The sequence below is a fragment of the Mesorhizobium sp. WSM4813 genome, from assembly GCF_055811555.1.
In genome coordinates, this window is record NZ_JBVVQU010000015.1 from 80,209 (window position 1) to 105,810 (window position 25,602).

Here is a 25,602-nt window from a genome sequence, read left to right on the forward strand (position 1 = left end):
AAGCGTTCGACAAACATGGGGAGGACGGGATGGGCAATCCCTACGAACAGGATCTCGACAGGAATCCAGCCAATCACCAGCCGCTGACGCCGCTCAGCTATCTCGAGCGGGCGGCAAAGACCTTTCCCGACCATGTCGCCATCATTCATGGTCGCCAGCGCACAACCTATCGCGATTTCTGGCGGCGGTCGCTGAAGCTTGCCTCGGCGCTCTCCAAGCGCGGCATCGGCAAGGGCGACACCGTCACCGTCATGCTGTCCAACACGCCACCGATGCTGGAAGCGCATTTCGGCGTGCCGATGACCAAGGCGGTGCTGCATTCGCTCAACACCCGCCTTGACGCCGCGGTCATCGCCTTCCAGCTCGACCATGCCGAAACCAAGGTGCTTGTCGTCGATCTCGAATTCGCAAATGTCGTCAGCGAGGCGCTGGCGCTGGCTAAGGTAAAACCGCTGGTCATCGACTATGACGATCCCGAATACGCTGCCGACGCCCCATATCACAAGGGCCAGCGGATCGGCACGCTCGACTACGAGAACTTCGTCGCAGGCGGCGACGAGGATTTCGCCTGGTCGATGCCCGACGACGAATGGGACGCGATCTCGCTCAACTACACGTCCGGCACCACAGGCAATCCGAAGGGCGTCGTCTATCACCATCGCGGTGCGGCACTGATGGCCTACGCCAACACCATCCATGCCGGCATGGGCAAGCATGCGGTGTATCTGTGGACGCTGCCGATGTTCCACTGCAATGGCTGGTGCTTTCCATGGACGCTGGCCGTGCAGGCAGGCACCCATGTCTGCCTGCGCTGGGTGCGGCCGAAGCCGATCTATGACGCCATTGCCGATCATGGCGTCACCCATCTGTGCGGCGCGCCGATCGTGATGTCGGTGCTGATCAATGCCAGCGACGAGGACAAGCGGCAATTTCCGCAGACGGTCACCTTCAGCACGGCCGCGGCACCGCCGCCGGAAGCAGTGCTGTCGGGCATGGCCGATGCAGGCTTTGCGGTCATTCACCTCTACGGCCTTACCGAGACCTATGGCCCGGCCGTCGTCAACGAATGGCATGGCGAGTGGGACGGGCTGGACAAGGGTCTCAGGGTGGCGAGGAAGGCCAGGCAAGGCGTGCGCTATGCCGCGCTCGAGGATCTGACGGTGATGGACCCCGAGACGATGGTGGAGACGCAGGCCGACGGCGAGACGATCGGCGAGGTCATGTTCCGCGGCAACATCGTCATGAAGGGCTATCTAAAGAACCGCAAGGCGAGCGACGAGGCCTTCGCCGGCGGCTGGTTCCATTCAGGCGACCTCGGTGTCATGCATCCCGACGGCTATATCCAACTTAAGGACCGCTCCAAGGACATCATCATTTCCGGTGGCGAGAACATCTCATCGATCGAGGTCGAAGAGGCGCTCTACAAGCATCCTGCCGTCGCCTCCTGCGGCGTCGTCGCCAGGCCCGACGACAAATGGGGCGAGGTACCGGTTGCCTATGTCGAGCTGAAGCCGGGCAGGAGGGCGACCGAAGCCGAGATCACCGATCACTGCCGCGCGCTGCTCGCCCGCTTCAAGGTGCCGAAAGCGGTGATCTTCGCCGAAATCCCGAAGACCTCGACCGGCAAGATCCAGAAGTTCCGGCTGAGGGAGATGGCGAAGGGGTAGGTAGGTCAGGACTCGTTGATCGGTGTCAGATCATTGTTGGCCCAGCTAAGCCCAGCATGAACGGAGCAAAAAGATCCCTCAGTGTCGGATCGAGTGCCTCCCGATCGTCCTCGATACAGAACCAAGCTGACGGAAGAAGATCTAGCAGGAGGAGCATTCCGATGGAGAACACCGCGGTCAGCAAAGCCGGGCGGATCCTCGCCCTGATCGGGGTCATACTGCCGCTTCTCATGATCGGCGGGATGAAGTTCACGGCTGTTGAGATCGAGGCGTTGAGGCCGCTGATCGGCGGCACGCCTTGGCTCGCCTGGATGTATCCGGTATTTGGTGAAGCCGGTGCCTCTTATGTGCTTGGCGTCGTCGAGATCGCGACCGCGCTTCTGCTGGTTGCCTGCCCCTGGTCGGCGCGCGCCGGTATCGCCGGCGGGGCACTGGCCGCGCTGATTTTCCTGGTCACCTGTTCTATCATGGTTGCCCTGCCGATCTGGGAGCCTGCGCTCGGCTTTCCCGCGCTCGGTCCCGCCGGTCAGTTCCTGATCAAGGACATTGCGCTGCTCGGCATCGCGCTTGTCATACTGGGCGAAAGCCTGAACAGGCTAAACAGATCGGCTACCTAAGCGGATCCAAGTCGAAGGCGAGCGGCAGACCACGTCACCCGCACAGCCGCGCAAAATGGCGAGCCTCCACCTGCTGCGAGCTTGGGACGGGCACAGGTTCGCCGCGGCAACCGGATTTGCAACCTTCGACTAGATCGAAAATGCCCCGCTCGCCACCACGATGCCGCGTCCGGAAACGCTAACCGAGCCGGCATCTACGTCTACCTCGATGATGCTGGTACGTCCGAGCGCTGTGCCTTGCTCGATCTTGATTACGCCGGGCTGTGCAAGACCGTGTGCAACGAGATGTGCGGCGAGCGGACCAGCCGCCGTACCGGTTGCCGGATCCTCGGAAATGCCGACAGTCGGGTTGAAAAAGCGTGCATACGCTGTGGTTTCGGGCTGTCGCGGGTCGAGTGAGAAGACGTAGCAGCCTTCCCCACCGACCTCGTTGAGCAGGTCGAAAAGCTGTTTGGCATCCGGCGAAATCCGGTCGACGGCTTCGCGATCGCGGATCGGCACCAGGAGATGGGCAGCACCGGTCGAGACCACCTGGCAAGGCACGACGTCCGCGGCTATTTCTTCAGTATTAAGGCCGAGTGCCGTGGCAAGAAAGCCAAGGTTTGAGAGCTGCCGGCCGGCCACCGGGGCTTCTTGCTGCATAATGATCTTTTCGAGTTTCCCTCGGCTTTGCCAGATAGCCAATGGATATACCAAGTCGCCGATCTGTTGGTGAAACCATGTTGGGCCATCGCCCAGATCGAGCCGCCCCGCTGCAGCGAGCCACCACCAAGCCCCTAACGTATTGTGGCCGCCTGCACCGAAAACCTCTACGCCTTTCGGCGTGAAAGAGCGCAACCTCCAATCGGCTTCCGCCCGGGTCGCCGGCAGGACAAAGGTGGTCTCGGACTGATTGAACTCACGGGCAATGTTCTGCATGAGCTCGAGCGCCAACTCGCCACCGCCGTCGACCACCGCAAGTGAATTGCCCGTCAGCGGCTCTACCGCGAAGACATCGACGAAATGAAATGGAATTGTTCTGCTCATGTTTTCCTCCGCTGGCCGCGGGCCCATTTCAGTCGTTCGGCTGAATGTTTGGAAGGCCGCCAATGTCGCGCATTGCAGAACAATCTCTAGCGAAGATGCGAGAGCACGTTGAGCCGCTTGCCGGTCGGGTCGGCAATGAAGAAACGCCTTACGCCCCACGGTTCGTCGGTCAAATCATAGACCACTCTGCAACCGATCTCGTTTGCGCGAAGGTACACTTCGTCGACATTGTCGACCTCGATCGACAGATCGGGCACCGGGGTGCCTGAGCCGCCCTCGCTGGCGATGCTGAGCTGGGGGATGGTTGTTTCCCTGGACGCCAGCGTGACCAGCCAGCCGTGGTCCATGACGGCATCGAGCCCGAACAAGTCGGTATAGAACTTCCGAACATCCGGAATGCTGTCTGTTGCGATATTCGTGACGATGCGTAGTACGGTCATTCCATATCTCCTACACAGCTTGCCATATCTCCACAGCTTGAATGGTAGCGCATAGCTGCGCGCTGCGGAGCACGTCTCGAACAAAATAAGACGCCGATCACCTGAGCCGCAGAGCGCCGAAGATGGATCTTGAAGGACCGGCGGGGTGCCTGTGCACGGCCCGCAGCAGGCTTCGTTAACGCTGTTCACGCCCAGGTTGTGTCTACAGATGTCACCGGTCGTCCAGAAAGGTAACATCACATGTTGACAGGCAGGCGATTTCGAATTACGAGTGACGAAATTCAAAATTCGTCACTCGTAATGAGCTAATGATAAATGATGCATGACACCCTCGATACGGCCGACATGGTCCGGCAGGAGAATGTCGCGCGCATCCTCGATTGCGCAGAGCGACTGTTCCGCCACTACGGCTACGGCAAAACCAACGTCGCCGACATAGCGCGTGAACTCGGCATGTCGACGGCCAACATCTACCGTTTCTTCGCCTCCAAGGTTGAGATCCACCAGGCCGTTTGCGGCCGTATGCTCGCTACCTGCTATCAACTGACCTACGACGCCTGTCACAGTCCCGGAACGGCAAGCGAAAGGCTTCGCCGCTACGTGCAAACGCATTATCAGTGGACCCGCGACACCATGCTCGACCAGGAGAAGGTGCACGAAATGGTGGTCGTGGCCATCGAACGCGATTGGCATGTCATCGAGAGGCATATCGACAGGATCCGCGGCTTGGTGGAGGAGGTGATCCGCGAGGGAATCGCAGCAGGCGAGTTTGCCGACCAGGACCCGGAAGTCGCTTCGCGGTGTTTCGGCGCCGCTATCATCACCCTCTGTCACCCCCAAATGGTCGCCCAGTGCCTTGCCAAGAAGAATCGGGCGATGCCGGACGAGCTTATCGAGTTTGCCATCAGGGCTTTGAAGAAATGACCGTTTCCGCCTGTCGGGCGGCGATGTCGCAATCCATATCCAGTTCGGGAGTACGCAAGTGCCTTTGTCCAAATCCATCATGAACAGGCTGCCGGCCATTGGTCCAGCTCTGGTCGTCGTCGCGGCGCTTGGGCTCGCCGGCTGCTCGCAAGAAAAAGTGGAAGTCAAGGACACCGTCCGGCCGGTCAAGGTCGTCGAGATCGCCAAGGCGAACGATACCCGTGAGCTTTCCTATTCCGGATCGGTGCGCGCCCGCACCGAGATGAATCTTGGCTTCCGCATCAATGGCAAGATCACCGAGCGCCTGGTCGACATCGGCCAGCGCGTGAAGCCGGGCGACGTTTTGGCCCGCATCGATCCGGCCGACTATGACCTTTCGGTCAACAGTGCCGAGGCCAGCCTCGAGGCGGCCGAGCGGCAGGTCGAGACGACAGGCCTTGCCCGCCGTCGCGCAGAACAGTTGTTTGCCAAGAACTTTGCGTCGAAATCACAGCTCGAACAGGCGACGCTCAGCTATGATCAGGCGGTCGCCACCCGCAATTCCGCCCGCTCATCGCTTGACCAGGCGAAGAACCAGGTCCTCTACACCGACCTCAAGGCGGACAGGAACGGCATCGTCACGTCGGTCACCGCCGATGTCGGTCAGGTCGTCGGCTCCGGCACGCCGGTTGTGACCGTTGCCGTCGATGGCGAAAAGGAAGTGCTGATCGCCGTTCCGGAAATGGATATCGCCCAGTTCAAGCCGGGCAAGAACGTCAAGGCAAGCTTCTGGTCCGACGACGCGCTGACGCTCGACGGCAAGGTCCGTGAAGTCGCCGGCAGCGCCGATCAGCAGTCGCGTACTTTTGCCGTCCGCGTCAGCCTGCCCAACGATCCGCGCGTGCTTCTCGGCATGACCGCGAACATCGAGGCTTCGGCGGCCAACAACAGCCCGCAGAGCGTATCGATCCCGTTGAGCGCGCTGGCGCAAAAGGAAGGTCAGCAGATCGTCTGGACCGTGGACCGCAATGGCGAGACCGTCCATGCGCGTCCGATCAAGGTCGCCGAATTCACCGCCGACGGCGTGCATGTTGCCGAAGGATTGAGCCCCGGCGACGTCGTCGTTGCGGCGGGCACGCAATTCATGACCGAGAATCTCAAGGTCAAGCTCACCGGCGATGCAGTTCAGCAGTCCGCATCGGCGGACGACGATGGCGACGCCGCCAAGCGCGTGCGCTGACGGCCAAGAATAAGACGGCTTTTCCTCGCATCGGCGCAAGCCGCGAGGTCAAGCGGTTCATGGTTTCCGGGCGGCAGGAGCCCGATTGTCGAGACGTGAGGTCGATGTAACCCCCCACACATCGATCCTCACGCCCCACCGCGATGAGTGTCTCTCCGCTCGGAAAGCCTCGCCGCCCGGAAGCCAGCATTAGAAGTTCCGTGGCATGCCATGTGCGTGCGCTGACGATCAGACAGATGGACTGGCGCTATGACCACCGACACCACCGACACCAATGAAAAGCGGCCCTTCAATCTTTCGCGCTGGGCGATCGGGCACCCGAGCATCGCGCGGTTCCTGTTCGGCCTGATCATCGTCGCCGGTGCGCTCGGCCTGATGCGCATGGGCCAGAAGGAAGACCCGGACTTCACCTTCCGCGTCATGGTCGTCCAGGCGGTATGGCCGGGGGCCTCGATCCAGGAGATGGAGGACCAGGTCGTCAACAAGATCGAGCGCAAGCTGCAGGAAACGCCGCATCTCGATTTCGTCCGTTCCTACACGCGCGCCGGCAGCGCCATCATCACCTTGCAGGTGGAAGGCGACACCAATCCCGAGCAGGTCGCGGACGCCTTCTATCAGGTGCGCAAGAAGGTCGGCGATATCGCCAATGAGCTGCCTCAAGGGCTGCTTGGGCCCTACTTCAACGATGAGTTCGGCGACACTTTCATCACCCTGCATTCGATCAGCGGCGACGGCTACAGCTATCCCGAGCTGAAGAAACTGGCCATCCAGGCGCGTGACATGCTGCTGACGACGCCCGGCGTCGAGAAGGCCGTGATCATCGGCGACCAACCGGAAAAACTCTACATCGACGTTTCGTCCAAGGTGCTTGCCGAGCGCGGCCTGACGCTCACCGATCTGCAGAACGCGATCAAGGGCCAGAACAATGTCGATCCGGCAGGCTCGGTCGATACCGGCCAGCGTTCGGTGCGCATCTCGGTCGATGGCAACGTGACGGAGGCGGCGGACATCCGCGAACTTCGCCTGCGCGCCGGCAACCAGGTGACGCGCCTCGGTGACATCGCAACCGTGACCACAGGCCTCGAAGACCCCTATCAGCGCAAATACCGCTTCAACGGCCACGACAGTGTCCAGGTCGGCGTCGTCATGGCCAAGGGCTTCAACGTCACCGATGTCGGCAAGGAGGTCGAGGCGACCTTTCACCGCTTCGAAGAAGCGTTGCCTTACGGCGTTTCGGTGGATCAGATCGCCGACCAGCCGGAAGTCGTGCGGGAAGCGGTGAGCGAGTTCATGAAGGCGCTTGGCGAGGCGCTGCTGATCGTGCTTGTCGTCTCGTTCCTGACGATCGGCTGGCGTTCGGGCCTGGTGATCGCGATCACCATTCCGCTCGTTCTGGCCGCCACCTTCGCCATCATGTACGAGATCGGCATCGATCTGCAGCGCATTTCGCTCGGCGCGCTGATCATCGCGCTCGGCCTGCTCGTCGACGACGCGATGATCGTCGTCGAGATGATGGAGCGCAAGCTCGAGGAAGGGCTGGTCAAGATCGAGGCGGCGAGCTTCGCCTATACCTCGACGGCCTTCCCGATGCTGAGCGGCACGCTGATCACCACCGCCGGCTTCATTCCGGTCGGCTTCGCGGCCTCGACGGCCGGCGAGTATGTGCGCACGCTGTTCTACGTCGTCGGTATCGCGCTGGTCGTGTCCTGGTTCGTGGCGGTCTATTTCACGCCGTGGCTCGGTCACATGATCCTCAAGCAGCGAAAACACGCCGGCAAACATCACGATGTCTTCGACACGCGCTTCTACCGCCGGCTTCGCGCCACCGTCGGCTGGTCCGTGCGCCACCGCATCATCGTGCTGGTGATGACGCTGGTGACCTTCGCCACCAGCCTGTGGGCGTTCCAGTTCATCCCGCAGAATTTCTTCCCGCAGTCGTCGCGTCCGGAAATTCTTGTCGACCTCTGGCTGCCGGAGGGCACCAGCATCAAGGAAGTCGAGACGCAGGCCAAGGCGCTCGAAACCAGGATGATGGACGACAAGGACAAGCGCTTCATCGCCACCTATATCGGCGAGGGCGCGCCGCGCTTCTTCCTGCCGCTCGACCAGCAGCTTCGCAATCCGAATTTCGCCCAGCTTCTGGTGATGGCCAATGACGAACCGGCCCGCGAGCGGCTGATCGTCAAGCTGCGCACCATTCTGGCCGAGGATTTCCCGTCGGTCCGCGCCAAGGTCGACCGCCTGTTCCTCGGGCCGCCCACGGGCTGGCCGGTGCAGATGCGCGTCATGGGCCCGGACCGCCAGGAGGTGCGCCGCATCGCTGACGAGGTGAAGGCGAAATTCCAGGCAAATCCGCTGCTCGGAGCCGTCCACGACGACTGGCTGGAGCCGGTGCCCGAGATGAAGCTGGTGATCGACCAGGATCGGGCCCGTGCGCTCGGCGTCACCTCGCAGCGCATCCGCCAGATGCTGCAGGCAAGCATGTCGGGCGCGCCGCTCGATGATTTCCGCGACGGCGAGGAGACCGTTTCGATCGTCGCCCGTGAGCCGGAGGCAAGCCGTCACCTGCTGTCGGCGGTCGACTCCGTCTCTGTCCCGACGGATTTCGGTGGCTTTGTGCCGCTGTCGCAGGTCGCCAAGGTCGTACCCGTACTGGAGCAAGGCGTCGAGTGGCGGCGCGACCGCCTGCCGACCATCAGCGTGCGCGCCACGCTGCCGGACGGCGTGCAGCCGAACGATGTCGTCATGAAAATGTACAGCGAGATGCAAGGCCTGCGCGACGGCCTGGCACCCGGCTACAACATCGAGATCCAGGGCGGCGCCGAGGATTCGGCCGAAAGTCAGGCCTCCATTGCTGCGAAAGCTCCAATCATGCTGGCCGTCATCGTCGTGCTGCTGATGATCCAGCTGCAGCATTTCGGCAAGGCGATGCTGGTGCTGGCGACCGGTCCGCTCGGCATCATCGGCGCGGCGGCGGCACTTTTGATCAGTGGCGCGCCGTTCGGCTTCGTCGCCATCCTCGGCGTCATCGCGCTGCTCGGCATCATCATGCGCAACTCGATCATCCTGGTCGACCAGATCGACCAGGATATCGCGGCCGGCATGGAACGCTCGGAGGCCATCATCGGCTCGGCGGTCCGCCGTTTCCGGCCGATCATGCTGACCGCGCTGACAGCGGTCCTGGCGCTGATCCCGATTTCGCGCGGCGTCTTCTGGGGTCCTCTCGCCTATGCCATGATGGGCGGCATCCTCGTCGCCACCGTGCTCACCATCCTCGTCCTTCCGGCAGGCTATGCCTTGTTCTTCGGCAGGGAGCGCAAGAAGGCCGAGGATGCGGAGCAGGCGGCCGAGCCGGAGCTGGCAGAAAACGACGACAGGCCGCGGCTGGCTCTGGCGGCCGAATAGAGCTGTTGGCAGACGTGACGTCCAGGGGTTAAATCCGCCCACCCGCAGGAGCGCCGGAGGAGGACCGTCATGAACGTAGCTCAGACACCGGTGGCGCCGCTACAGCCGATCGACGGACGTCACCGCCAGATGTTCGTCGATGGCACCTGGGTCGGCTCCCGTTCGGGCCGCACCATGGAGACCCGCAATCCGGCCACCGGCGCGGTCATTGCCGCCGTGCCGCGCGGCGACCGCCAGGATATCGAGCTGGCGGTGGCCGCGGCGCGCAGGGCCTTCGACGGGCCGTGGAGCCGATATAAGCCCTATGAGCGGCAGGTGCTGCTCCTCAGGATCGCCGACCTCTTCGAAAAGCACTGGGAGGAGATCAGCCGCTCGGATACGACCGACATGGGCATGCCGATCGTGCGCTCCCTGGCCAACCGCAACCGCGTCATCGGTATGCTGCGCTACTACGCCGGTATGGCGACGTCCCTGCATGGCGAGACGGTCGAGAACTCGCTGCCGGGCGAAATCGTCTCCTTCACGCGCAAGGAGCCGGTCGGCGTCGTAGGCGCCATTATCCCCTGGAACGCACCGACGGCCGCTTCGGTCTGGAAGATCGGGCCGGCGCTTGCCACCGGCTGCACGGTGGTGCTGAAACCTTCCGAAGAGGCGCCGCTGACGCCGCTTCTGATCGCCGACATCATGAACGAGGCTGGCGTTCCGCCAGGCGTCGTCAACATCGTGACCGGCACCGGTGCCGAGGCAGGCGCAGCACTTGCCGAGCATATGGGCGTCGACAAGATCGTCTTCACCGGCTCGACGGCAACCGGTCAGTCGATCGTCCGGGCGTCGGCCGGCAACCTCAAGCGCGTCTCGCTGGAGCTCGGCGGCAAGTCGCCGGTCATCGTCTGCGCCGACGCCGATCTCGACAGAGCGGTGCCGGTGGCGGCGATGTCGGTGTTCGCCAATTCCGGCCAGATCTGCATCGCCGGCTCGCGCCTGTTCGTCGAACGCTCCATCCATGATGAGTTCGTCGCGCGGCTGGCGGTCTATGCCAAGGATCTCAGGATCGGCGACGGCATCGACCCGGCAACCGAAATCGGCCCGCTCGTCTCCGAAAAGCAGCTGCAACGGGTCGCCTCGTATCTCGAGGCCGGCACGGCGGAGGGCGCGACCCTCGTCACCGGCGGTGAACGCTTTATGGAGGGCGCGCTGGCCGCCGGCAATTTCGTCGCGCCGACGGTTTTTGCCGGTGTCTCGGACGACATGAGGATCGCGCGCGAGGAAATCTTCGGGCCGGTCATCTCGGCATTGCCGTTCGATACGCTCGACGAGGCGGTCAAGCGGGCCAACAACACGCCCTACGGTCTTGCTGCCGGGATCTTCACCGAAAATCTCGCTACCGCCCACCAGCTTTCCAGGAAAATCCGCGCCGGCTCGGTCTGGGTGAACACCTATCACGCCATAGAACCGGCCGTGCCTTTCGGCGGCTACAAGATGAGCGGCTACGGCCGCGAGGGCGGTGCCGAGCACCTCGACGAGTATCTCAACACCAAGGGTGTGTTCATCAAGATCGATTGAGTCTCACGCGGGATATGGCATCAAACGAAAAATCCCGCCTCGGCGGCGGGTCATCGGTACCAATCGGAACCATATCAAGACTTGGGTTCCTCGCCCTGGCGAAGCGGGGGAGAGGTGGCCGCGAAGCGGCCGGAGAGGGGGCTTTCGTAGAGCGCGGCTCCCCCCTCTCCGTGGGGGCGAGGAACCCAAGCGGAGTGAATTATCGCGCGCTCGATCCTTGAGGCGGAGGTCAGATGACGAACAGCCAGTTGGCGAGCAGCATCACCACGACGCCGGCGATCAGCGTCAGGTAGGGCAGGATGCCCGCCTTTCTGACGGCGAGATCGGATGAGGTCATGCCGAGATCGGTCAGCATGTGGTCGGGGAATTTGCCCTTGTCCTGGATGTAATGCCGGAAGCAGAACACCGGGATGATGAGGGCAGCCGTGATCAGTCCTGCCCACAGCGCCATCGGGTTCCAGATCTTTGCACCGGCGCCCATGAAGATCATGTTGACATAGGCAAGGATGGCGCCGAGGCCGAGCAGCCAGCTCGGTGCCTTCCACGGCCGCGCAATATGGCCGTTGTCGATGCGATGGATCCAGCCGGCATTGAGGTTGAGGAAGTTGAAGATGATGTAGCCGCAATTCGACACGGCGAGGATGAAGAAGAAGCTGGTCGCGTCGGCCGAAGCGATGGCCAGCACGGCCAGGTTGAAGATCAGGTCGGTCCACATGGCGCGGGTCGGGGCGCCGTGTTCGTTGACATGGCTGAGATAGCGCGGCAGCCAGCCGTCGACCGAGCCCTGGTAGAGCGTGCGCGAAGAACCCGCCATCGCCGTCATGATGCACAGCACCAGGGCCAGGATCATCAGCATCACCAGAAGGCTATGGATCAGCTGTCCACCGCCGACCATCCCGGCCAGGGCATCGGCAACGCCGGAGCCGTCGACGATCGGGGTGGCCAGCATGCCGTTCAAGCCGAGTACGCCCTGGAAGGTGAACGGCACCAGGATGAACAGCAGCATGCACAGGAGGCCGGAATAGAAGATCGCCTTGAAGGTGTCGGTGCCGGGGTTCTTGAACTCGGACGTATAGCAGACGGCGGTCTCGAAGCCATAGGTCGACCAGGCGGCTATGAACATGCCGCCAAGGACGAGCGTCCAGCCGGCGATATTCCAGGCACCTGGCTCGGGCGCGTAGGCGGCCGCCAGCGGCACCAGCGGCGAGAAATTCGCCCAGTCGATCTGGCCGGTGACGATCGGCACGACGCCGACGATCAGCATCGGAATGATGACGAACAGGCCGATATATTTCTGCACGTTGGCCGTGCCCAGGATGCCGCGATGCTGGATGGAGAAGATGATCAGCATCAGCAGTGCGCCGATGAAGAAGGTCGCGTTGAAAGTGAAGGAGACCGGACCCAGCGTGTGACCGTAGAGCGTCCAGGTGCGGATCGCTGGTGTGGCAGCCGCGGTCACCGCCGTGATGGCGTCGGCGGCACTCGCACCAGCATTAGCGGCGATATAGGCAAGGACTTCCGGCGAGGTGTCCGTAAACAGCGGCACCGGCGCCAGCGCGTTGAGGATGTAGGCGGCGGCGATCGAGCAGCCGAGCGACAGCACCGGCGACCAGGCGAACCAGTTGCACCACACTGAGAGCGGCGCGATGAACTTGGAATAACGCAGCCAGGCGGTGGCGCCATAGATCGAAGCGCCGCCGGACTTGTTCGGAAACAGGCCGGCGATCTCTGCATAGGTGAAGGACTGCAGGAAGCCCATGATCATGGACACGGTCCAGATCAGGAAGGCCAGCTTCCCGGTCGTGCCGGCAATGCCGCCGATCGAAAACAGGACAAGGGCGGGAACGCCGCTTGCTACCCAGAAGGCGCCGCGCCAATCGATATTGCGGTGCAGCTGCCCTTCGGCAGGCGGCACCAGGGCAGAGACTATCGTGCTCATGTATATGAATTCCCCATTTTGATGTTCCCCATCGGCGACGGCCGAAACCATGCGATGCGTCACCAACGCACGCGTCGAACGACCTCGGGAGTTTCCGCTCAGTAGTATTTTTTTCTTGGCAGTGAAGATTGCTCCGTCACGCTTTCACGTCAAGTGTTTTGTGAAGCTGTGCACATCGCAGATGTGGAACACGCGCCGGCGGGGCGCGCAGCCAGCTGATTTCAGGCGAGAAATCGACTTCGCACGCGATGGCTTGCTGCGCCATTCGCGATCCTTGAAACCGGCGTCAGGAACGCGGTCTGGTTTTTTGCGGGTCGTAGTGGGCGAAGGCGACGACGCGCGCCGGCAGCCGCTTGCTGTGGCCGTCGAGCTTGCCGATCTCGACCTCGGTGCCGATCGCGGCATGGGTGATATCAAGCCTCGCCAGCGCGATGTTCTTGTTCAGCACCGGCGAGCGCATGCCCGAAGTGACCTCGCCGATTTGGGCGCGGCCGACATGGACGCAATCGCCATGGCCGACCGCGACATTGGCGTCGATGTCGAGGCCGACAAGCTTCATCTGCGGGTTTTCCTTGCGCCGGATCAGCGCCTCGCGGCCGATGAAATCGTCGGTCTTGCTCTTCAGCGGCACGGTGAAGCCGATGCCGGCTTCGAACGGATCGGTCTGATCGGAAAATTCATAGCCGGCAAAGATCAGCCCGGCCTCGATGCGCACCATGTCGAGCGCCTGCAGCCCCATCGGCTTCAAGCCATGCGGCTGGCCGGCCTCCCAGATGGCGTCGAACACCTTTTCGGCGTCGCGCGGATGGCACCAGATCTCGTAGCCGAGTTCGCCGGTATAGCCGGTACGCGAAACGACGACCGGAATGCCGTTGCCGCCGCCGATGCGGGCGACGGCGAAACGGAACCATTCGAGTTCCTCGATCGACGGCTGCAGTGGCGAGGTCCAGATGATCTCCTTTAGGATGTCGCGGCTCTTCGGTCCCTGCACGGCGACATTGTGCATCTGGTCGGTCGACGAGCGCACCAGCACGTTGAGGCCGAGACTCATTGCCGTCTCGCGCAGCCATTCGCCGGAAAGATCGTCGCCGCCGACCCAGCGGAAATTGTCCTTGCCGAGCCTGAGCAGCGTGCCGTCGTCGATCATGCCGCCATGCTGGTAGCACATGGCGGAATAGACAACCTGCCCGACGCCGAGTTTTTTCACGTCGCGGGTTAACGTGTATTGCAGCAGCGCTTCCGAATCCGGGCCGGTGACCTCGAACTTGCGCAGCGGCGACAGGTCCATGATCACGGCGGCCTGCCGGCAGGCCCAGTATTCGTCGATCGGGCTCTCCTTGGCGAAGGAATTGGCCAGCCAATAGCCCCTGTACTCGACGAAGTTGCGGGTGTGCTTGGCAAAGCTCGAATGAAAAGCGGTCTCGCGGGTCATTTTCGGTTCCGAATCGGGCGTCATGCGTCTGGCGATCGCTCGCGAGAATTTGTGCTGGCCGGAATAGGTCCGCACATGGATGTCGGTCAGGTTCCAGCCATTGGCCGGCGTCGTATCGTCGGGACAGGCGGACGAAACGCAGACGATGTCGGTCAAGGCGTGCAGCAGCACATAGTCGCCCGGCCGCGACCATGGCTCGTCGGAAACCATGACGCCATGCGCGTCGATCGCCGTGTTGAAGAAGAAGTTGATCGCCATCCAGCCGGCGCGGGGCGTTACACCCCTATCGGCGAGCGCGCGGTTGAAATTCTCCGAGCAGTTGGGATGACCGGGATAGCCGATGTCGTCGTAATATTTGGCCGCACAAGCGAGCGCGAACGCATCATGCCGGCCGCACGTGTCCTGCACCACCTCGACCAGCGGCTCCATGTCCTGATCGTAATATTTCGAGTGCAGGCCGGGCATCGGATAGCTCGAGCCCATCAGCGTGCGGGTCGTCGTCACGTCGAGCGGATGATCACGTCCCTTGTCGAGCTTGCGCGCCGAAAAGCACTGGAAGTCGGTGCATTGGCGCCCGTCGACATCGATGATCTGCAGATAGTCGCCGGCTTTGACGAAGTAGGATTCCGCGGTCGCCGAATGGACGCGCAGGTCGAGCACCGGATCGGCTAGGGGATCGCCCAATTGCGACTTCGCCACCGGACGGATGGTGGCGCGGCGGATGATGACGCTGAGCGGTGTCGCCGTGTCGTGGCCGTCGACCAGCATCGGCCCACCCGGAGCGGCGATCAGCATCGACCCATTGCGGGCGACGGTAAAACCCTGTTCGGTGCCGGCCGGGGTGGCGCCGCCGAAAACGCGAACCGCCGCTGGCTGGTCGAGCTGCACTTGGCGGCGCTCCAGCCCTAGGCGCAGCGCGGCCAGGTTGTCGTCGCCATCGGCCAGCAGCGCCTTGATGCCGGCGGCATTGCTGTTCGATTTCTCGCCGAAAATGCCGGCATCGGTCGCGCCGCCCTTGTCCCATGCCAGCAATTCGCAAGCCTGCCCGCCCTCGACATTGCGCACACTGATCGTGTCGCCGGCCTCGACGTCGATGAGCACCGCGCCATTGCCTTGAACGGAATAGCGCTCCATGCCGGCCGGCAACGCGATCTGGCCGGGCCTGAGGATAAGGCTCGGCCGGGGCGGTCCGGCTGCGACGGCGGGGTAGGGCGACTGGCTCATCTCGACCCTATGTCCTTGAGAAACAACTTTGCCTGTGCGTGAAATTATTTTAGCAGCAAGAATAGGCGGCAAGGCCGGATTTGGCAAGGTGAAGGTGGCGCGGCGCTTCCGCTCGCAACTGTGCAACAGGCTCCCTTGGGAGAAGGGAAGAGGCAAACGCTACCCCAATTCCGCGGAATGCCCGATATCAACGCCGTACTCGGCGGCCGCGTCGAGCATCGTGTGCCACAGGCTTTCCGCGAAGGTTGCAAATACCAGAATGTTGAACACCGCCTGCCCATCCGGCCGGTCATCGCCACGCCAGAGATTGACGCTGGTATGGTCGATCGACGTCGCGGCGGCAGTGCCGGTCGAAAACGCCGCCGGATGCAGATCGATCGACGACAATTTCGCCAGCATGGTGCGCGCCTTGGTTCCCGCGACGCTGATCAAGGCGCGCGCATGCGACTGGTCCGAAAGCGAGGCGGACTGCGAAAACGCCTGGCGCAACGGGTCCATCGTATGCTTGCCGCCCTTCGACAGAACGAAGAACTGATCCGGTCCCGACCAGATGAGCGTCACATCCGAAACGCTGACCGCCTTCGGCACTTCCGGAGCCGCCATGCCGAAACGGGCCTTGGCGGCGTTTGCCAGTTCCGCCCCTTTGCCGCGCCGCGCCATGACCTGGATCAGGTCGAAATTGCGAACTTCAGTGAGCGAAATGCCCGGCGCGACCTCGCGCGCGCCATAGGCGCCCACAACGAGAACATGCTTCAGGGGACTGCGAGAAATCCACGAAAACTCAGCCACGCTGGCGCCCTCCATCCGGATCGTAGAAGACGGGATTGCACAACTCGACGTCATAGTCTTCGCCGCGCAGCGGATCGTGCGCATGGACGATCTCGCCGATGCGCTCGCGGCCGCGCTCGACAAGCGCCAGCCCGATCCACTGGTCGAGCGTCGGCGAGAAGCAAACCGAGGTGACATAGCCCTGGTCGTTGGCGGAACCCGGTATTTCGCCCTTCGGAATGATATGCGCGCCGGAGCGCAGGCGGCGCGCTCTGTCCGTCGGCTTGACGCCGACCACCACCTGCCGGTCCGGCGCAACGAGCGCCTCGCGCCCGGCCATGACGCGGCCAATAAAATCCTTCTTGGCCGACATCATCTTGCCCAAGCCGAGATCGGCGGCCGTCGTCGTGCCGTTCAGCTCCGGTCCGGCGACATGGCCCTTTTCGATGCGCATGACGCCGAGCGCCTCGGTGCCATAGGCCGTCACGCCGAATTGTTTGCCGGCTAGCATCAGATTGCGCGCCAGCGCGTCGCCGTAGCGGGCCGGAACGGAAATCTCGAACGCCATCTCGCCGGAGAACGAAATGCGGAACAATCTCGCCTTGAGGCCGCCGCGCAGCGTGACTTCGCGTGCGCCCATGAACGGAAAACCCTCGTTCGACAGGTCTTCGGATTCATCAACTATCTGTTTCAGCAACTCCCGCGTCTTCGGCCCGGCGACCGAGAATTGCGCCCACTGGTCGGAGACGGAGGTCAGCTGCACGTCGAGTTCAGGAAACAGCACCTGCCGGCAGAATTCGAGGTGCTGCATCACCGGTCCGGCTTTGGCGGTGGTGGTGGTCAGGAAATAGTGGTCCTCGGCCAGCCGCGACGTGGTCCCATCGTCATAGACCATGCCGTCCTCGCGCAGCATCAGCCCATAGCGAGCTTTCCCCACAGCAAGACTGGAAAAGGTGTTGATGTAGACGCGGTCGAGGAAGGCGCCGGCATCCGGTCCGTGCACGTCGATCTTGCCGAGCGTCGAGACATCGCAGAAGCCGACGCCAGAGCGCACGGCCTTGACCTCGCGGGTGACCGATTCCAGCCAGTCCTTCTCGCCGGCGCGCGGATACCATTGCGCGCGCTTCCAAAGGCCGGTGTCGACGAACACCGCGCCCTGTTCGGCTGCCCAGTGATGCGACGGCGTCAGCCTTGTCGCATGGAAGTTCTCATCGCGATGGTGACCGGCGAAGGCACCGATGGCGACCGGCACATAGGGCGGACGGTAGATCGTCGTGCCGGTTTCGGGAATGGATTTGCCAGATACCGCCGCCATGATGGCGAGGCCGGCGACGTTCGAGGTCTTGCCCTGGTCGGTGGCCATGCCGAGCGTCGTATAGCGCTTGAGATGCTCGACCGATTCAAAGCCTTCGCGCTGCGCCAACTCGATGTCCGACGCGGTGACGTCATGCTGGTAGTCGACAAAGGCTTTGCCTTTGCCGGCGACATGCCAGAGCGGGGTCAGCGAAAAGGCCTCATCGTCGGCGACTGGCGGAGCCCCGGCGTTGCCGCTGTGTCCGGCACTTTGTGCCGCTGCCACACCGGCGGCGAATCCCTGTCGCAGGCAGGCGCCGAGGCCGAAGGCGCCGTTGGCGGCACCGGCGGCCACCATGCCCGAAGGGGCACCGTCCGGCACGAAGGCCGATATATCGTCCTGCCATTTCGGCCGGCCGTGATGATATGAGGTCAGCCCGACAGCCGGGTTCCAGCCGCCGGACACGGCAAGCCCGTCCGCTTCGACCTCGGCACGTGCACCGCCGGCGAGCGCCACGGAGATTTTCCTGACGCCGTCCTTGCCGCCGTCGACCCCGCTGACGGAACCGTTCAACACGGGAAAGCCGGCTTTGGCGGCGAGCGCGCGATGCGCGGCGGACGCGTCGGGGCGTGCATCGACGACGGCGGCGATCTGCAATCCCGCGCCAAGCGCCGTCCCGACCGTGCGCCAGCCATCCTCATTGTTAGTGAACAGCGCGATCCTCTTTGCAGGGGTTGCCGCGTAGCGTTCGATATAGGCCCGCATCGCCGAAGCCATCATCACGCCGGGCGTGTCGTTGCCGGCAAAGACGATCGGCCGTTCGATGGCGCCGGCGGCGACGACACAGCGTTTGGCCACAATCCGCCACAGCCGCTGGCGCACTTGGTGTTCGGGCGGGGACGGCAGGTGGTCGTTGACCCGCTCGATCGCGCCATAGGTGCCGCCATCATAGACACCGAACAGCGTCGTGCGGTTCATGATGCGGACGTCGGGCAGCGTCGCGAGCTCGGCCAGCGTGCGGGAGGTCCATTCGGCCGCCGGCATGCCGTCGATCGTGCCGCCGTCGGCAAGCAGGCGGCCGCCAAGCGCAAAATCTTCCTCGCACAGGATGACGCGGGCGCCGCTACGCCCCGAGGCGAGCGCTGCCGCCAGCCCTGCCGGGCCGGAACCGGCGATCAATACGTCGCAATACGCCCACGCCTTGTCGTAACGGTCGGGATCGGCAACGCCAGCTGCGCGGCCGAGACCGGCGGCGCGGCGGATTGCTGGCTCATAGACCGCTTCCCAGAATTTTGCCGGCCACATGAAGGTCTTGTAGTAGAAGCCGGCGACGAAGATCGGCGCGAACAGCTGGTTGACCGCCATCACATCGTGGCGCAGCGACGGCCAGCGGTTTTGGCTGGCCGCTTCCAGACCGTCATAAAGTTCGGCCGTGGTCGCCTTGGTGTTGGGCTCGCGCCGCGCGCCGGTGCGCAGCTCGACCAGCGCGTTGGGTTCTTCCGAGCCTGCGGTCAGTATGCCGCGTGGCCGATGGTATTTGAACGAGCGGCCGACCAGCTTGACGCCATTGGCAATCAGCGCCGAGGCAAGCGTGTCGCCCTCGAAGCCGGCAAAGGTTTTGCCGTCGAAGCGAAAATTCAGCGGCGCCGAGCGGTCGATGAGACCGCCGGACGCGAGACGATGGGGCTGGCTGGAGATCACGGTTGGCGGCCTTCATGCAAGAACGCCGCGCTGCCCCTCATCTCCCTGCCGGGCACTTCTCCCCGTATAGTGACGGGGAGAAGGAGGCCTTCACTGAGGGTTTCGCCAATCTCCAGCGTAGCAGGAAGGGCGCCGACGTTGCGGCCATCTCCCTTCTCCCCGTCACTATACGGGCAGAAGGTGCCGGCAGGCGGATGAGGGGCGGCGCTGAGATGGCTAAGAATACTCATTTTGCTACCTGCCTCGCCCCGACACCCGCCGCCGGTTCGACCGACGAAATCTCATGCGTCAGCGTGTTGCGGGCGACCTTCAGCCAGGCCCGGCAGCCGCCGCCATGGTACCAATGTTCGTTCATCGCACCGGCGACATTGTCGCGCAGATAGACGTAGTCGAACACCTCGTCTTCCGAGCCACCGGCTGCCGGCCGCAGCGGCTTGGCGTCTCCCATATAGATGAATTCACCGAGTTCGCGTTCGCCGCAGAAGGGACAGACAATACGCATGCTTTTTGGACCGTCCTCAGTGCAGGTTCGGTTGGGCGCCGACGCCCTTTTCATCGATCATCGCGCCCCGCCGGAATCGGTCGAGGCGGAATCTGGCGGCCTCCCCATGCGGTTCGTCGCGGGCCAGCAGATGGGCAAAGACAAGGCCGGAGCCGGGCGTCGCCTTGAAGCCGCCATAGCACCAGCCGGCATTGAGATAGAGCCCGTCCACCGGCGTCTTGTCGATGATCGGCGAACCGTCCATCGACATGTCCATGATGCCGCCCCACTGGCGCAACAGGCGCACGCGGCCAATCATCGGCATCAGCGCCATGCCGCCCTCGCAGACGTCTTCCATGACCGGCATGTTGCCGCGCTGGGCATAGGAATTGTAGCCGTCTATGTCCCCGCCGAAGACCAGCCCGCCCTTGTCGGACTGGCTGACATAGAAATGGCCCGCGCCGAAGGTCATGACGCCTGGAATCAGCGGCTTGATCGCCTCGGAGACGAAGGCCTGCAGCACATGGCTCTCGATCGGCAGCCGCAGCCCGGCCATCGCCGCAACGCGCGACGAACTGCCGGCGACGGCCATGCCGACCTTGCCGGCGCCGATCTTGCCGCGCGAAGTCTCGACGCCGGTCACCTTGCCGTTGGCGTCGCGCGAAAAACCTGTCACCTCGCAATTCTGGATGATGTCGACGCCGAGCGCGCTCGCCGCATGGGCATAGCCCCAGACTACCGCGTCATGGCGCGCCGTGCCGCCGCGCCGCTGCAAGAGGCCGCCTTGCACGGGAAAGCGTGCATTGTCGAAGTTCAGGAACGGCATCATCTTCTTGATCGCCGCCAGGTCGAGCAATTCGGCGTCGATGCCGTTGATGCGCATCGTGTTGCCGCGCCGCGCATAGGCGTCGCGCTGCGCGTCCGAATGGTAGAGGTTGATGACACCGCGCTGGCTGACCATGGTGTTGTAGTTGAGGTCCTGCTCCATGCGCTCCCACAGCTTCATCGACAGCTCGTAGAAGCCGGTATTGCCGGGCAGCCCGTAATTGGAGCGGATGATGGTGGTGTTGCGGCCGGCATTGCCGGAGCCGATCCAGCCTTTTTCGAGCACGGCGACATTCCTGATGCCGTATTCGCTGGCCAGGAACCATGCCGTCGCCAGGCCGTGGCCGCCGCCGCCGATGATCACCACGTCGTAGTGATCCTTCGGGCTGGCGTCGCGCCAAGTGCGCTGCCAGTTTTTGTGGCCGGAAAATGCCGCCCGGGCGAGGGAGAAGATCGAGTATTTCATGAACCTGTTTCGGGCCGGGCGTGCAACAATTCCGGATCAGATGTCGAGCGTGTGGTCGCGCTCCCACTGGGTGAAGTGGGAAGCATAGGAATTCCATTCCTGGTGCTTGAGCTTTAGATAAGCCGACGAGAATTCCTCACCCAGCGCCGCCTTGAGCGATTTGTCATTTTCGAACTCGCGCAATGCATCGAGCAGGTTGAGCGGCAGCTTTGGCGCACCCTCCACCGTATGACCGAACTGGTACATGTCGATGTCGTAGCGCTTGCCGGGATCGGCCTTCGAGCGGATGCCGTCGAGGCCGGCGGCGATGATGACGGCCTGCAGCAGATAGGGGTTCGCCGCGCCGTCGGGCAGGCGCAGCTCGAAGCGTCCGGGGCCGGGCACGCGCACCATGTGGGTGCGGTTGTTGCCGGTCCAGGTCACCGAGTTCGGCGCCCAGGTTGCGCCCGAAATGGTACGCGGTGCATTGATGCGCTTGTAGGAATTGACGGTTGGGTTGGTGATCGCGGCAAGTGCCGAGGCATGCTTCATGATGCCGCCGAGAAAATTCTTGCCCTTCGCCGACAGGCCGAGCTCCATGGCGTTGTCGGCAAAGACATTGGTCTTGCCGTCCTTGTCCCACACTGAGATGTGGGCATGGCAGCCATTGCCGGTCAGGCCGGGGAACGGCTTCGGCATGAAGGTGGCGCGCAGGCCGTGCTTTTCGGCAACGGACTTGACCATGAACTTGAAGAAGGAATGCTTGTCGGCCGTCGCCAGCGCATCGTCGAATGCCCAGTTCATCTCGAACTGGCCGTTGGCATCTTCATGGTCGTTCTGGTAGGGCCCCCAGCCGAGTGCCAGCATGTGGTCGCAGATCTCGGCGATGACATCGTAGCGGCGCATCACCGCCTGCTGGTCGTAGCAGGGCTTTGACGCCGTGTCGTATTCGTCGGAAATCGTCTTGCCGTCCGGCGAGATCAGGAAGAACTCGGCCTCGACGCCGGTCTTGACATGCATACCGTCGCCCGCCGCCTCGTCAATCAGCCGCCTCAGCGTGTTGCGCGGCGCCTGGGCGACCGACTTGTCGTCCATGATGCAATTGGCGGCAATCCAGGCGACTTCCGGCTTCCACGGCAACTGGATGACTGAATCCGGATCCGGCACCGCCAGCATGTCGGGATGCGCCGGCGTCAGGTCGAGCCAGGTGGCAAAGCCGGCAAAGCCGGCACCGTCCTTCTGCATGTCGGCGATGGCTTGCGCCGGAACCAGCTTGGCACGCTGACCACCGAACAGGTCGGTGTAGGAAATCATGAAATATTTGACGCCGTTCTCTTTGGCGAATGCGGCGAGATCGTTCCCCATTATAGTTCCTCGCTTATGGTATTTTTGGTGAGTTGATATCTTTAGAAGCCGTTCTTCCCCGGTATCCAGTTGGTGCCGGCCAGCGGTACGCCGGCCATGGCGGCGGCTTCGATCGTCAGCGCGACGAGATCTTCGGGCTCGAGATTGTGCAGGCTGTTCTTGCCACAGGCGCGCGCGATCGTCTGCGCCTCCAGCGTCATCACCTTCAGGTAGTTGGCCAGCCGTCGCCCGGCGGCGATCGGGTCGAGCCGCATCATCAGTTCGGGATCCTGCGTGGTGATGCCGGCCGGGTCGCGGCCCTCATGCCAGTCGTCATAGGCGCCGGCGGTGGTGCCAAGCTCGTTGTATTCCGCCTCCCAGCGCGGATCGTTGTCGCCGAGCGCGACAAGTGCGGCGGTGCCGATCGACACCGCGTCAACGCCAAGCGCCAACGCCTTGGCGACATCGGCGCCGTTGCGGATGCCGCCGGAGACGATCAGCTGTACTTTGCGGTGCATACCGAGGTCCTGCAGCGCCTGCACCGCCGGCCTGATGCAGGCAAGCGTCGGCTGGCCGACGTTCTCGATGAACACTTCCTGGGTTGCGGCGGTGCCGCCCTGCATGCCGTCGACCACGACGACATCTGCGCCTGCCTTCACCGCAAGCGCTGTGTCGTAATAGGGCCGCGCGCCGCCGACCTTGACGTAGATCGGCTTTTCCCAGTCGGTGATTTCACGCAGTTCCAGGATCTTGATTTCGAGATCATCGGGCCCGGTCCAGTCGGGATGGCGTGAGGCTGAGCGCTGGTCGATGCCCTTCGGCAGCGTGCGCATTTCGGCGACGCGGTCGGAGATCTTCTGGCCGAGCAGCATGCCGCCGCCGCCAGGCTTGGCGCCCTGGCCGACGACGATCTCGATCGCATCCGCCCGGCGCAAGTCGCGCGGGTTCATACCGTAGCGCGACGGCAGGTACTGGTAGACCAGCGTCTTGGAATGACCGCGCTCTTCTTCGGTCATGCCGCCGTCGCCGGTGGTCGTCGAGGTGCCGGACAGCGTCGCGCCGCGGCCAAGCGCTTCCTTGGCCGGGCCGGACAGCGACCCGAAACTCATGCCGGCAATGGTGATCGGGATTTTCAGCTCGATCGGCTTTTTCGCATGGCGCGAACCCAGCACCACGCCGGTGTCGCAGCGCTCGCGGTAGCCTTCCAGCGGATAGCGCGAGATCGAGGCGCCGAGGACCAGCAGGTCGTCGAAATGCGGCAGCTTGCGTTTGGCGCCGGCGCCGCGAATATCATAGATGCCGGTCGCCGCAGCGCGGCGGATCTCGGAAAGCGTGTAGTCGTCGAACGTCGCGGATTTGCGGGGCGTCGTCGGCGGGTTGCGATAGGTCATTGAGCCTCAATACGCGTCGGCGTTGTCGATGTTGAAATTGTAGAGCGTGCGCGCCGAACCGTAACGGGTGAATTCCGTCGCTTTGACGCCGGTCACCCCGGCACGGTCGAGCAGGCCCTGCACGAATTCCAGGTGCTCCGGCCGCATCTCTTTGGCGATGCAGTCGGCGCCGAGGCTTTCAACCTTGCCACGTACGAACAGCCGCGCCTCATAGATGGAATCGCCGAGCGCGTCGCCGGCATCGCCCAGCACCACCAGATTGCCGGACTGCGCCATGAACGCCGACATGTGGCCGATATTGCCATGGACGACGATGTCGATGCCCTTCATCGAGATGCCGCAGCGCGACGACGCATTGCCTTCGATGACCAGCAGCCCGCCCCTGCCGGTGGCGCCGGCATACTGGCTGGCATCGCCTTTGACCGTTATCGAGCCCGACATCATGTTTTCGCCGACGCCGGGTCCAGCCGAGCCATGCACGGTGATGGTGCTGCCGTCGTTCATGCCGCCGCAATAATAGCCGACGCTGCCGCGGACATCGATCGTGACCGGCTGGTCAACGCCGACGGCGACGGAATGGCTGCCTTTCGGGTTGAGCACTTCCCAGGCGGTCTCGTTCGAACCGGGGGTCAAATTATGAAGCGCTTGGTTGAGCTCGCGCAGCGGCATCTCGGCCAGGTCGAAGACCCGTGACGCATGGCTCTGGTCGAGTGCCTTGGAGACGTTGATTGCCGGCATGAACTCAATGCTCCCAGAAATAGACGGTTGCGGGCTCGGGTTCCCAGACCCTCGCATTATCAATGCCGGGCAGTTTTGTGAGCGCGCGATATTCCGAGCCGAAGGCGACATACTGGTCGGTCTCGGCCATGACGGCGGGCTTGCAGGCGATCGGGTCGCGCACCACGCCGAAGCCGTTCTTGGTGCCGACGACGAAGGTGAAGAAGCCGTCGAGGTCGCTCAGCGTGCCTTCCAGCGCCTCGCCGAGATTCTTGCCATGCGCCATCTGCGAGGAGAGATAGGCGGCGGCGACTTCGGTGTCGTTCTCGGTCTCGAATTTCATGCCTTCGCGGATCAGCTCGCGGCGGACATTGTTGTGATTGGACAGCGAGCCATTGTGCACCAGGCACTGGTCGGCGCCGGTCGAGAACGGATGCGCGCCCATCGTTGTGACAGCCGATTCCGTCGCCATACGGGTATGCCCGATGCCATGCGTGCCGGTCATGCTGCGCACGTCGAAGCGATCAACGACCGCTTCGGGCAATCCGACTTCCTTGTAGATTTCAACGACGTCGCCAGCGCCCATGATGCGGACTTCCGGTCGCAGCGCCTGGATCGCCTCGCGCGCTTCATCGATCTTGCCGGGCGTGGTCCTGACGACCGCATGCGTCGACTTCACCGCAATGCTGACCGGGGCTCCAATCGCCTTGGCCAGTTCGGCGTCGAGACCGCGGAAGTCGCGCTCCGGCTTTGCCGACTGGATGGTGATCTTGGCCTCGTTGCCTGTTGGCGCGCCGTAGATGGCGATGCCGGCGCTGTCGGGACCGCGATCGCTGAGCGAGATCAGCATCTGCGAAAGCATCGAGCCGAGCTGGGGCTCGAGCGACTTGTCCTTCAAAAACAGTCCGACGATTCCGCACATGTCAGGCTCCCGAGTGAGGTGTGATTTCGGTGCTAGCAGCTTCACGAAGTGAATTCAACTCACATGAAAGTTTTTTTCCTATTGGACAAGTGGGGGGGGGGGGGGGGGGGGGGGGGGGGGGGGGGGAGAGGTGGGGGGGGGGGGGGGGGGGGGGGGGGGGGGGGGGGGGGGGGGTGGTGGGGTGGGGGGGGGGGGGGGGGGGGGGGGTGTTGGGGGGTGGGGGGGGGGGGGGGTGGGGGGGGGGGGGGGGGGGTGGTG

The 25,602-nt window shown here is 63.3% G+C and carries 19 protein-coding genes; 6 read left to right on the top strand and 13 right to left on the bottom strand.

Annotation, left to right across the window (positions count from 1 at the left end; genetic code table 11):
• Positions 1-29: 29 nt before the first annotated feature.
• A complete protein-coding gene (locus tag AC0L25_RS11125; protein WP_473595526.1) occupies positions 30-1,667 on the top strand; it encodes an acyl-CoA synthetase in 1,638 nt (545 codons plus the stop codon).
• A 161-nt stretch (positions 1,668-1,828) separates the two neighbouring features.
• Positions 1,829-2,284: a DUF417 family protein gene (locus AC0L25_RS11130; RefSeq protein ID WP_473595527.1), complete on the top strand. Its 456-nt coding sequence runs from the start codon at positions 1,829-1,831 to the stop codon at positions 2,282-2,284.
• A gap of 129 nt (positions 2,285-2,413) precedes the next feature.
• On the opposite strand, the gene AC0L25_RS11135 is transcribed toward AC0L25_RS11130, so the two are convergent.
• On the bottom strand, positions 2,414-3,373 hold the full coding sequence (locus tag AC0L25_RS11135; protein WP_473595528.1) for a PhzF family phenazine biosynthesis protein: 960 nt from the start codon (positions 3,371-3,373) through the stop codon (positions 2,414-2,416).
• Between the two features lie 23 nt (positions 3,374-3,396).
• On the bottom strand, positions 3,397-3,750 hold the full coding sequence (locus tag AC0L25_RS11140; protein WP_473595529.1) for a VOC family protein: 354 nt from the start codon (positions 3,748-3,750) through the stop codon (positions 3,397-3,399).
• Between the two features lie 318 nt (positions 3,751-4,068).
• Between AC0L25_RS11140 and AC0L25_RS11145 the strand changes: the two genes are divergently transcribed.
• From AC0L25_RS11145 to AC0L25_RS11160, 4 genes are all read left to right on the top strand, one after another.
• Positions 4,069-4,674, top strand: a complete 606-nt coding sequence (locus AC0L25_RS11145; protein ID WP_473595551.1) for a TetR/AcrR family transcriptional regulator — start codon at positions 4,069-4,071, stop codon at positions 4,672-4,674.
• Positions 4,675-4,753: 79 nt separating this feature from the next.
• Positions 4,754-5,893, top strand: coding sequence for an efflux RND transporter periplasmic adaptor subunit (locus tag AC0L25_RS11150; protein WP_473595552.1), 1,140 nt, complete (start codon positions 4,754-4,756; stop codon positions 5,891-5,893).
• Between the two features lie 249 nt (positions 5,894-6,142).
• Positions 6,143-9,298, top strand: a complete 3,156-nt coding sequence (locus tag AC0L25_RS11155) for an efflux RND transporter permease subunit (RefSeq protein ID WP_473595530.1) — start codon at positions 6,143-6,145, stop codon at positions 9,296-9,298.
• A 69-nt stretch (positions 9,299-9,367) separates the two neighbouring features.
• Positions 9,368-10,861 (top strand): aldehyde dehydrogenase family protein, encoded by a 1,494-nt coding sequence (locus AC0L25_RS11160; protein WP_473595531.1) that lies wholly within the window; start codon positions 9,368-9,370, stop codon positions 10,859-10,861.
• A 229-nt stretch (positions 10,862-11,090) separates the two neighbouring features.
• Here the strand turns inward: AC0L25_RS11160 and AC0L25_RS11165 are convergent, their stop codons facing one another.
• The 11 genes from AC0L25_RS11165 to AC0L25_RS11215 form a co-directional block, all read right to left on the bottom strand.
• A complete protein-coding gene (locus AC0L25_RS11165; protein ID WP_473595532.1) occupies positions 11,091-12,800 on the bottom strand; it encodes an APC family permease in 1,710 nt (569 codons plus the stop codon).
• Positions 12,801-12,936: 136 nt separating this feature from the next.
• A complete protein-coding gene (locus tag AC0L25_RS11170) occupies positions 12,937-13,065 on the bottom strand; it encodes a hypothetical protein (protein WP_473595533.1) in 129 nt (42 codons plus the stop codon).
• A 21-nt stretch (positions 13,066-13,086) separates the two neighbouring features.
• The gene (locus tag AC0L25_RS11175) at positions 13,087-15,456 is read right to left on the bottom strand and encodes a DUF1989 domain-containing protein (protein ID WP_473595534.1); all 2,370 of its coding nucleotides are present in this window, start codon (positions 15,454-15,456) and stop codon (positions 13,087-13,089) included.
• Between the two features lie 159 nt (positions 15,457-15,615).
• On the bottom strand, positions 15,616-16,245 hold the full coding sequence (locus AC0L25_RS11180) for a sarcosine oxidase subunit gamma (protein WP_473595535.1): 630 nt from the start codon (positions 16,243-16,245) through the stop codon (positions 15,616-15,618).
• Positions 16,238-19,216 (bottom strand): sarcosine oxidase subunit alpha, encoded by a 2,979-nt coding sequence (locus tag AC0L25_RS11185; RefSeq protein ID WP_473595553.1) that lies wholly within the window; start codon positions 19,214-19,216, stop codon positions 16,238-16,240. The genes AC0L25_RS11180 and AC0L25_RS11185 overlap by 8 nt, the downstream gene beginning before the upstream one ends.
• 229 nt (positions 19,217-19,445) lie before the next feature.
• Positions 19,446-19,721 carry a sarcosine oxidase subunit delta gene (locus tag AC0L25_RS11190; RefSeq protein ID WP_473595536.1) on the bottom strand — a complete coding sequence of 92 codons (276 nt, stop codon included), beginning with the start codon at positions 19,719-19,721 and terminating at the stop codon, positions 19,446-19,448.
• Positions 19,722-19,737: 16 nt separating this feature from the next.
• The gene (locus AC0L25_RS11195; protein ID WP_473595537.1) at positions 19,738-20,991 is read right to left on the bottom strand and encodes a sarcosine oxidase subunit beta family protein; all 1,254 of its coding nucleotides are present in this window, start codon (positions 20,989-20,991) and stop codon (positions 19,738-19,740) included.
• Between the two features lie 36 nt (positions 20,992-21,027).
• Positions 21,028-22,335, bottom strand: coding sequence for a type III glutamate--ammonia ligase (gene glnT, locus AC0L25_RS11200; protein WP_473595538.1), 1,308 nt, complete (start codon positions 22,333-22,335; stop codon positions 21,028-21,030).
• Positions 22,336-22,376: 41 nt separating this feature from the next.
• Positions 22,377-23,705, bottom strand: coding sequence for an FMN-binding glutamate synthase family protein (locus tag AC0L25_RS11205; RefSeq protein ID WP_473595539.1), 1,329 nt, complete (start codon positions 23,703-23,705; stop codon positions 22,377-22,379).
• Between the two features lie 6 nt (positions 23,706-23,711).
• Positions 23,712-24,443 (bottom strand): GltB/FmdC/FwdC-like GXGXG domain-containing protein, encoded by a 732-nt coding sequence (locus AC0L25_RS11210; RefSeq protein ID WP_473595540.1) that lies wholly within the window; start codon positions 24,441-24,443, stop codon positions 23,712-23,714.
• A gap of 4 nt (positions 24,444-24,447) precedes the next feature.
• Complete coding sequence (locus AC0L25_RS11215; RefSeq protein WP_473595541.1) at positions 24,448-25,344, bottom strand: class II glutamine amidotransferase; 897 nt, start codon at positions 25,342-25,344, stop codon at positions 24,448-24,450.
• Between the last annotated feature and the right edge of the window lie 258 nt (positions 25,345-25,602).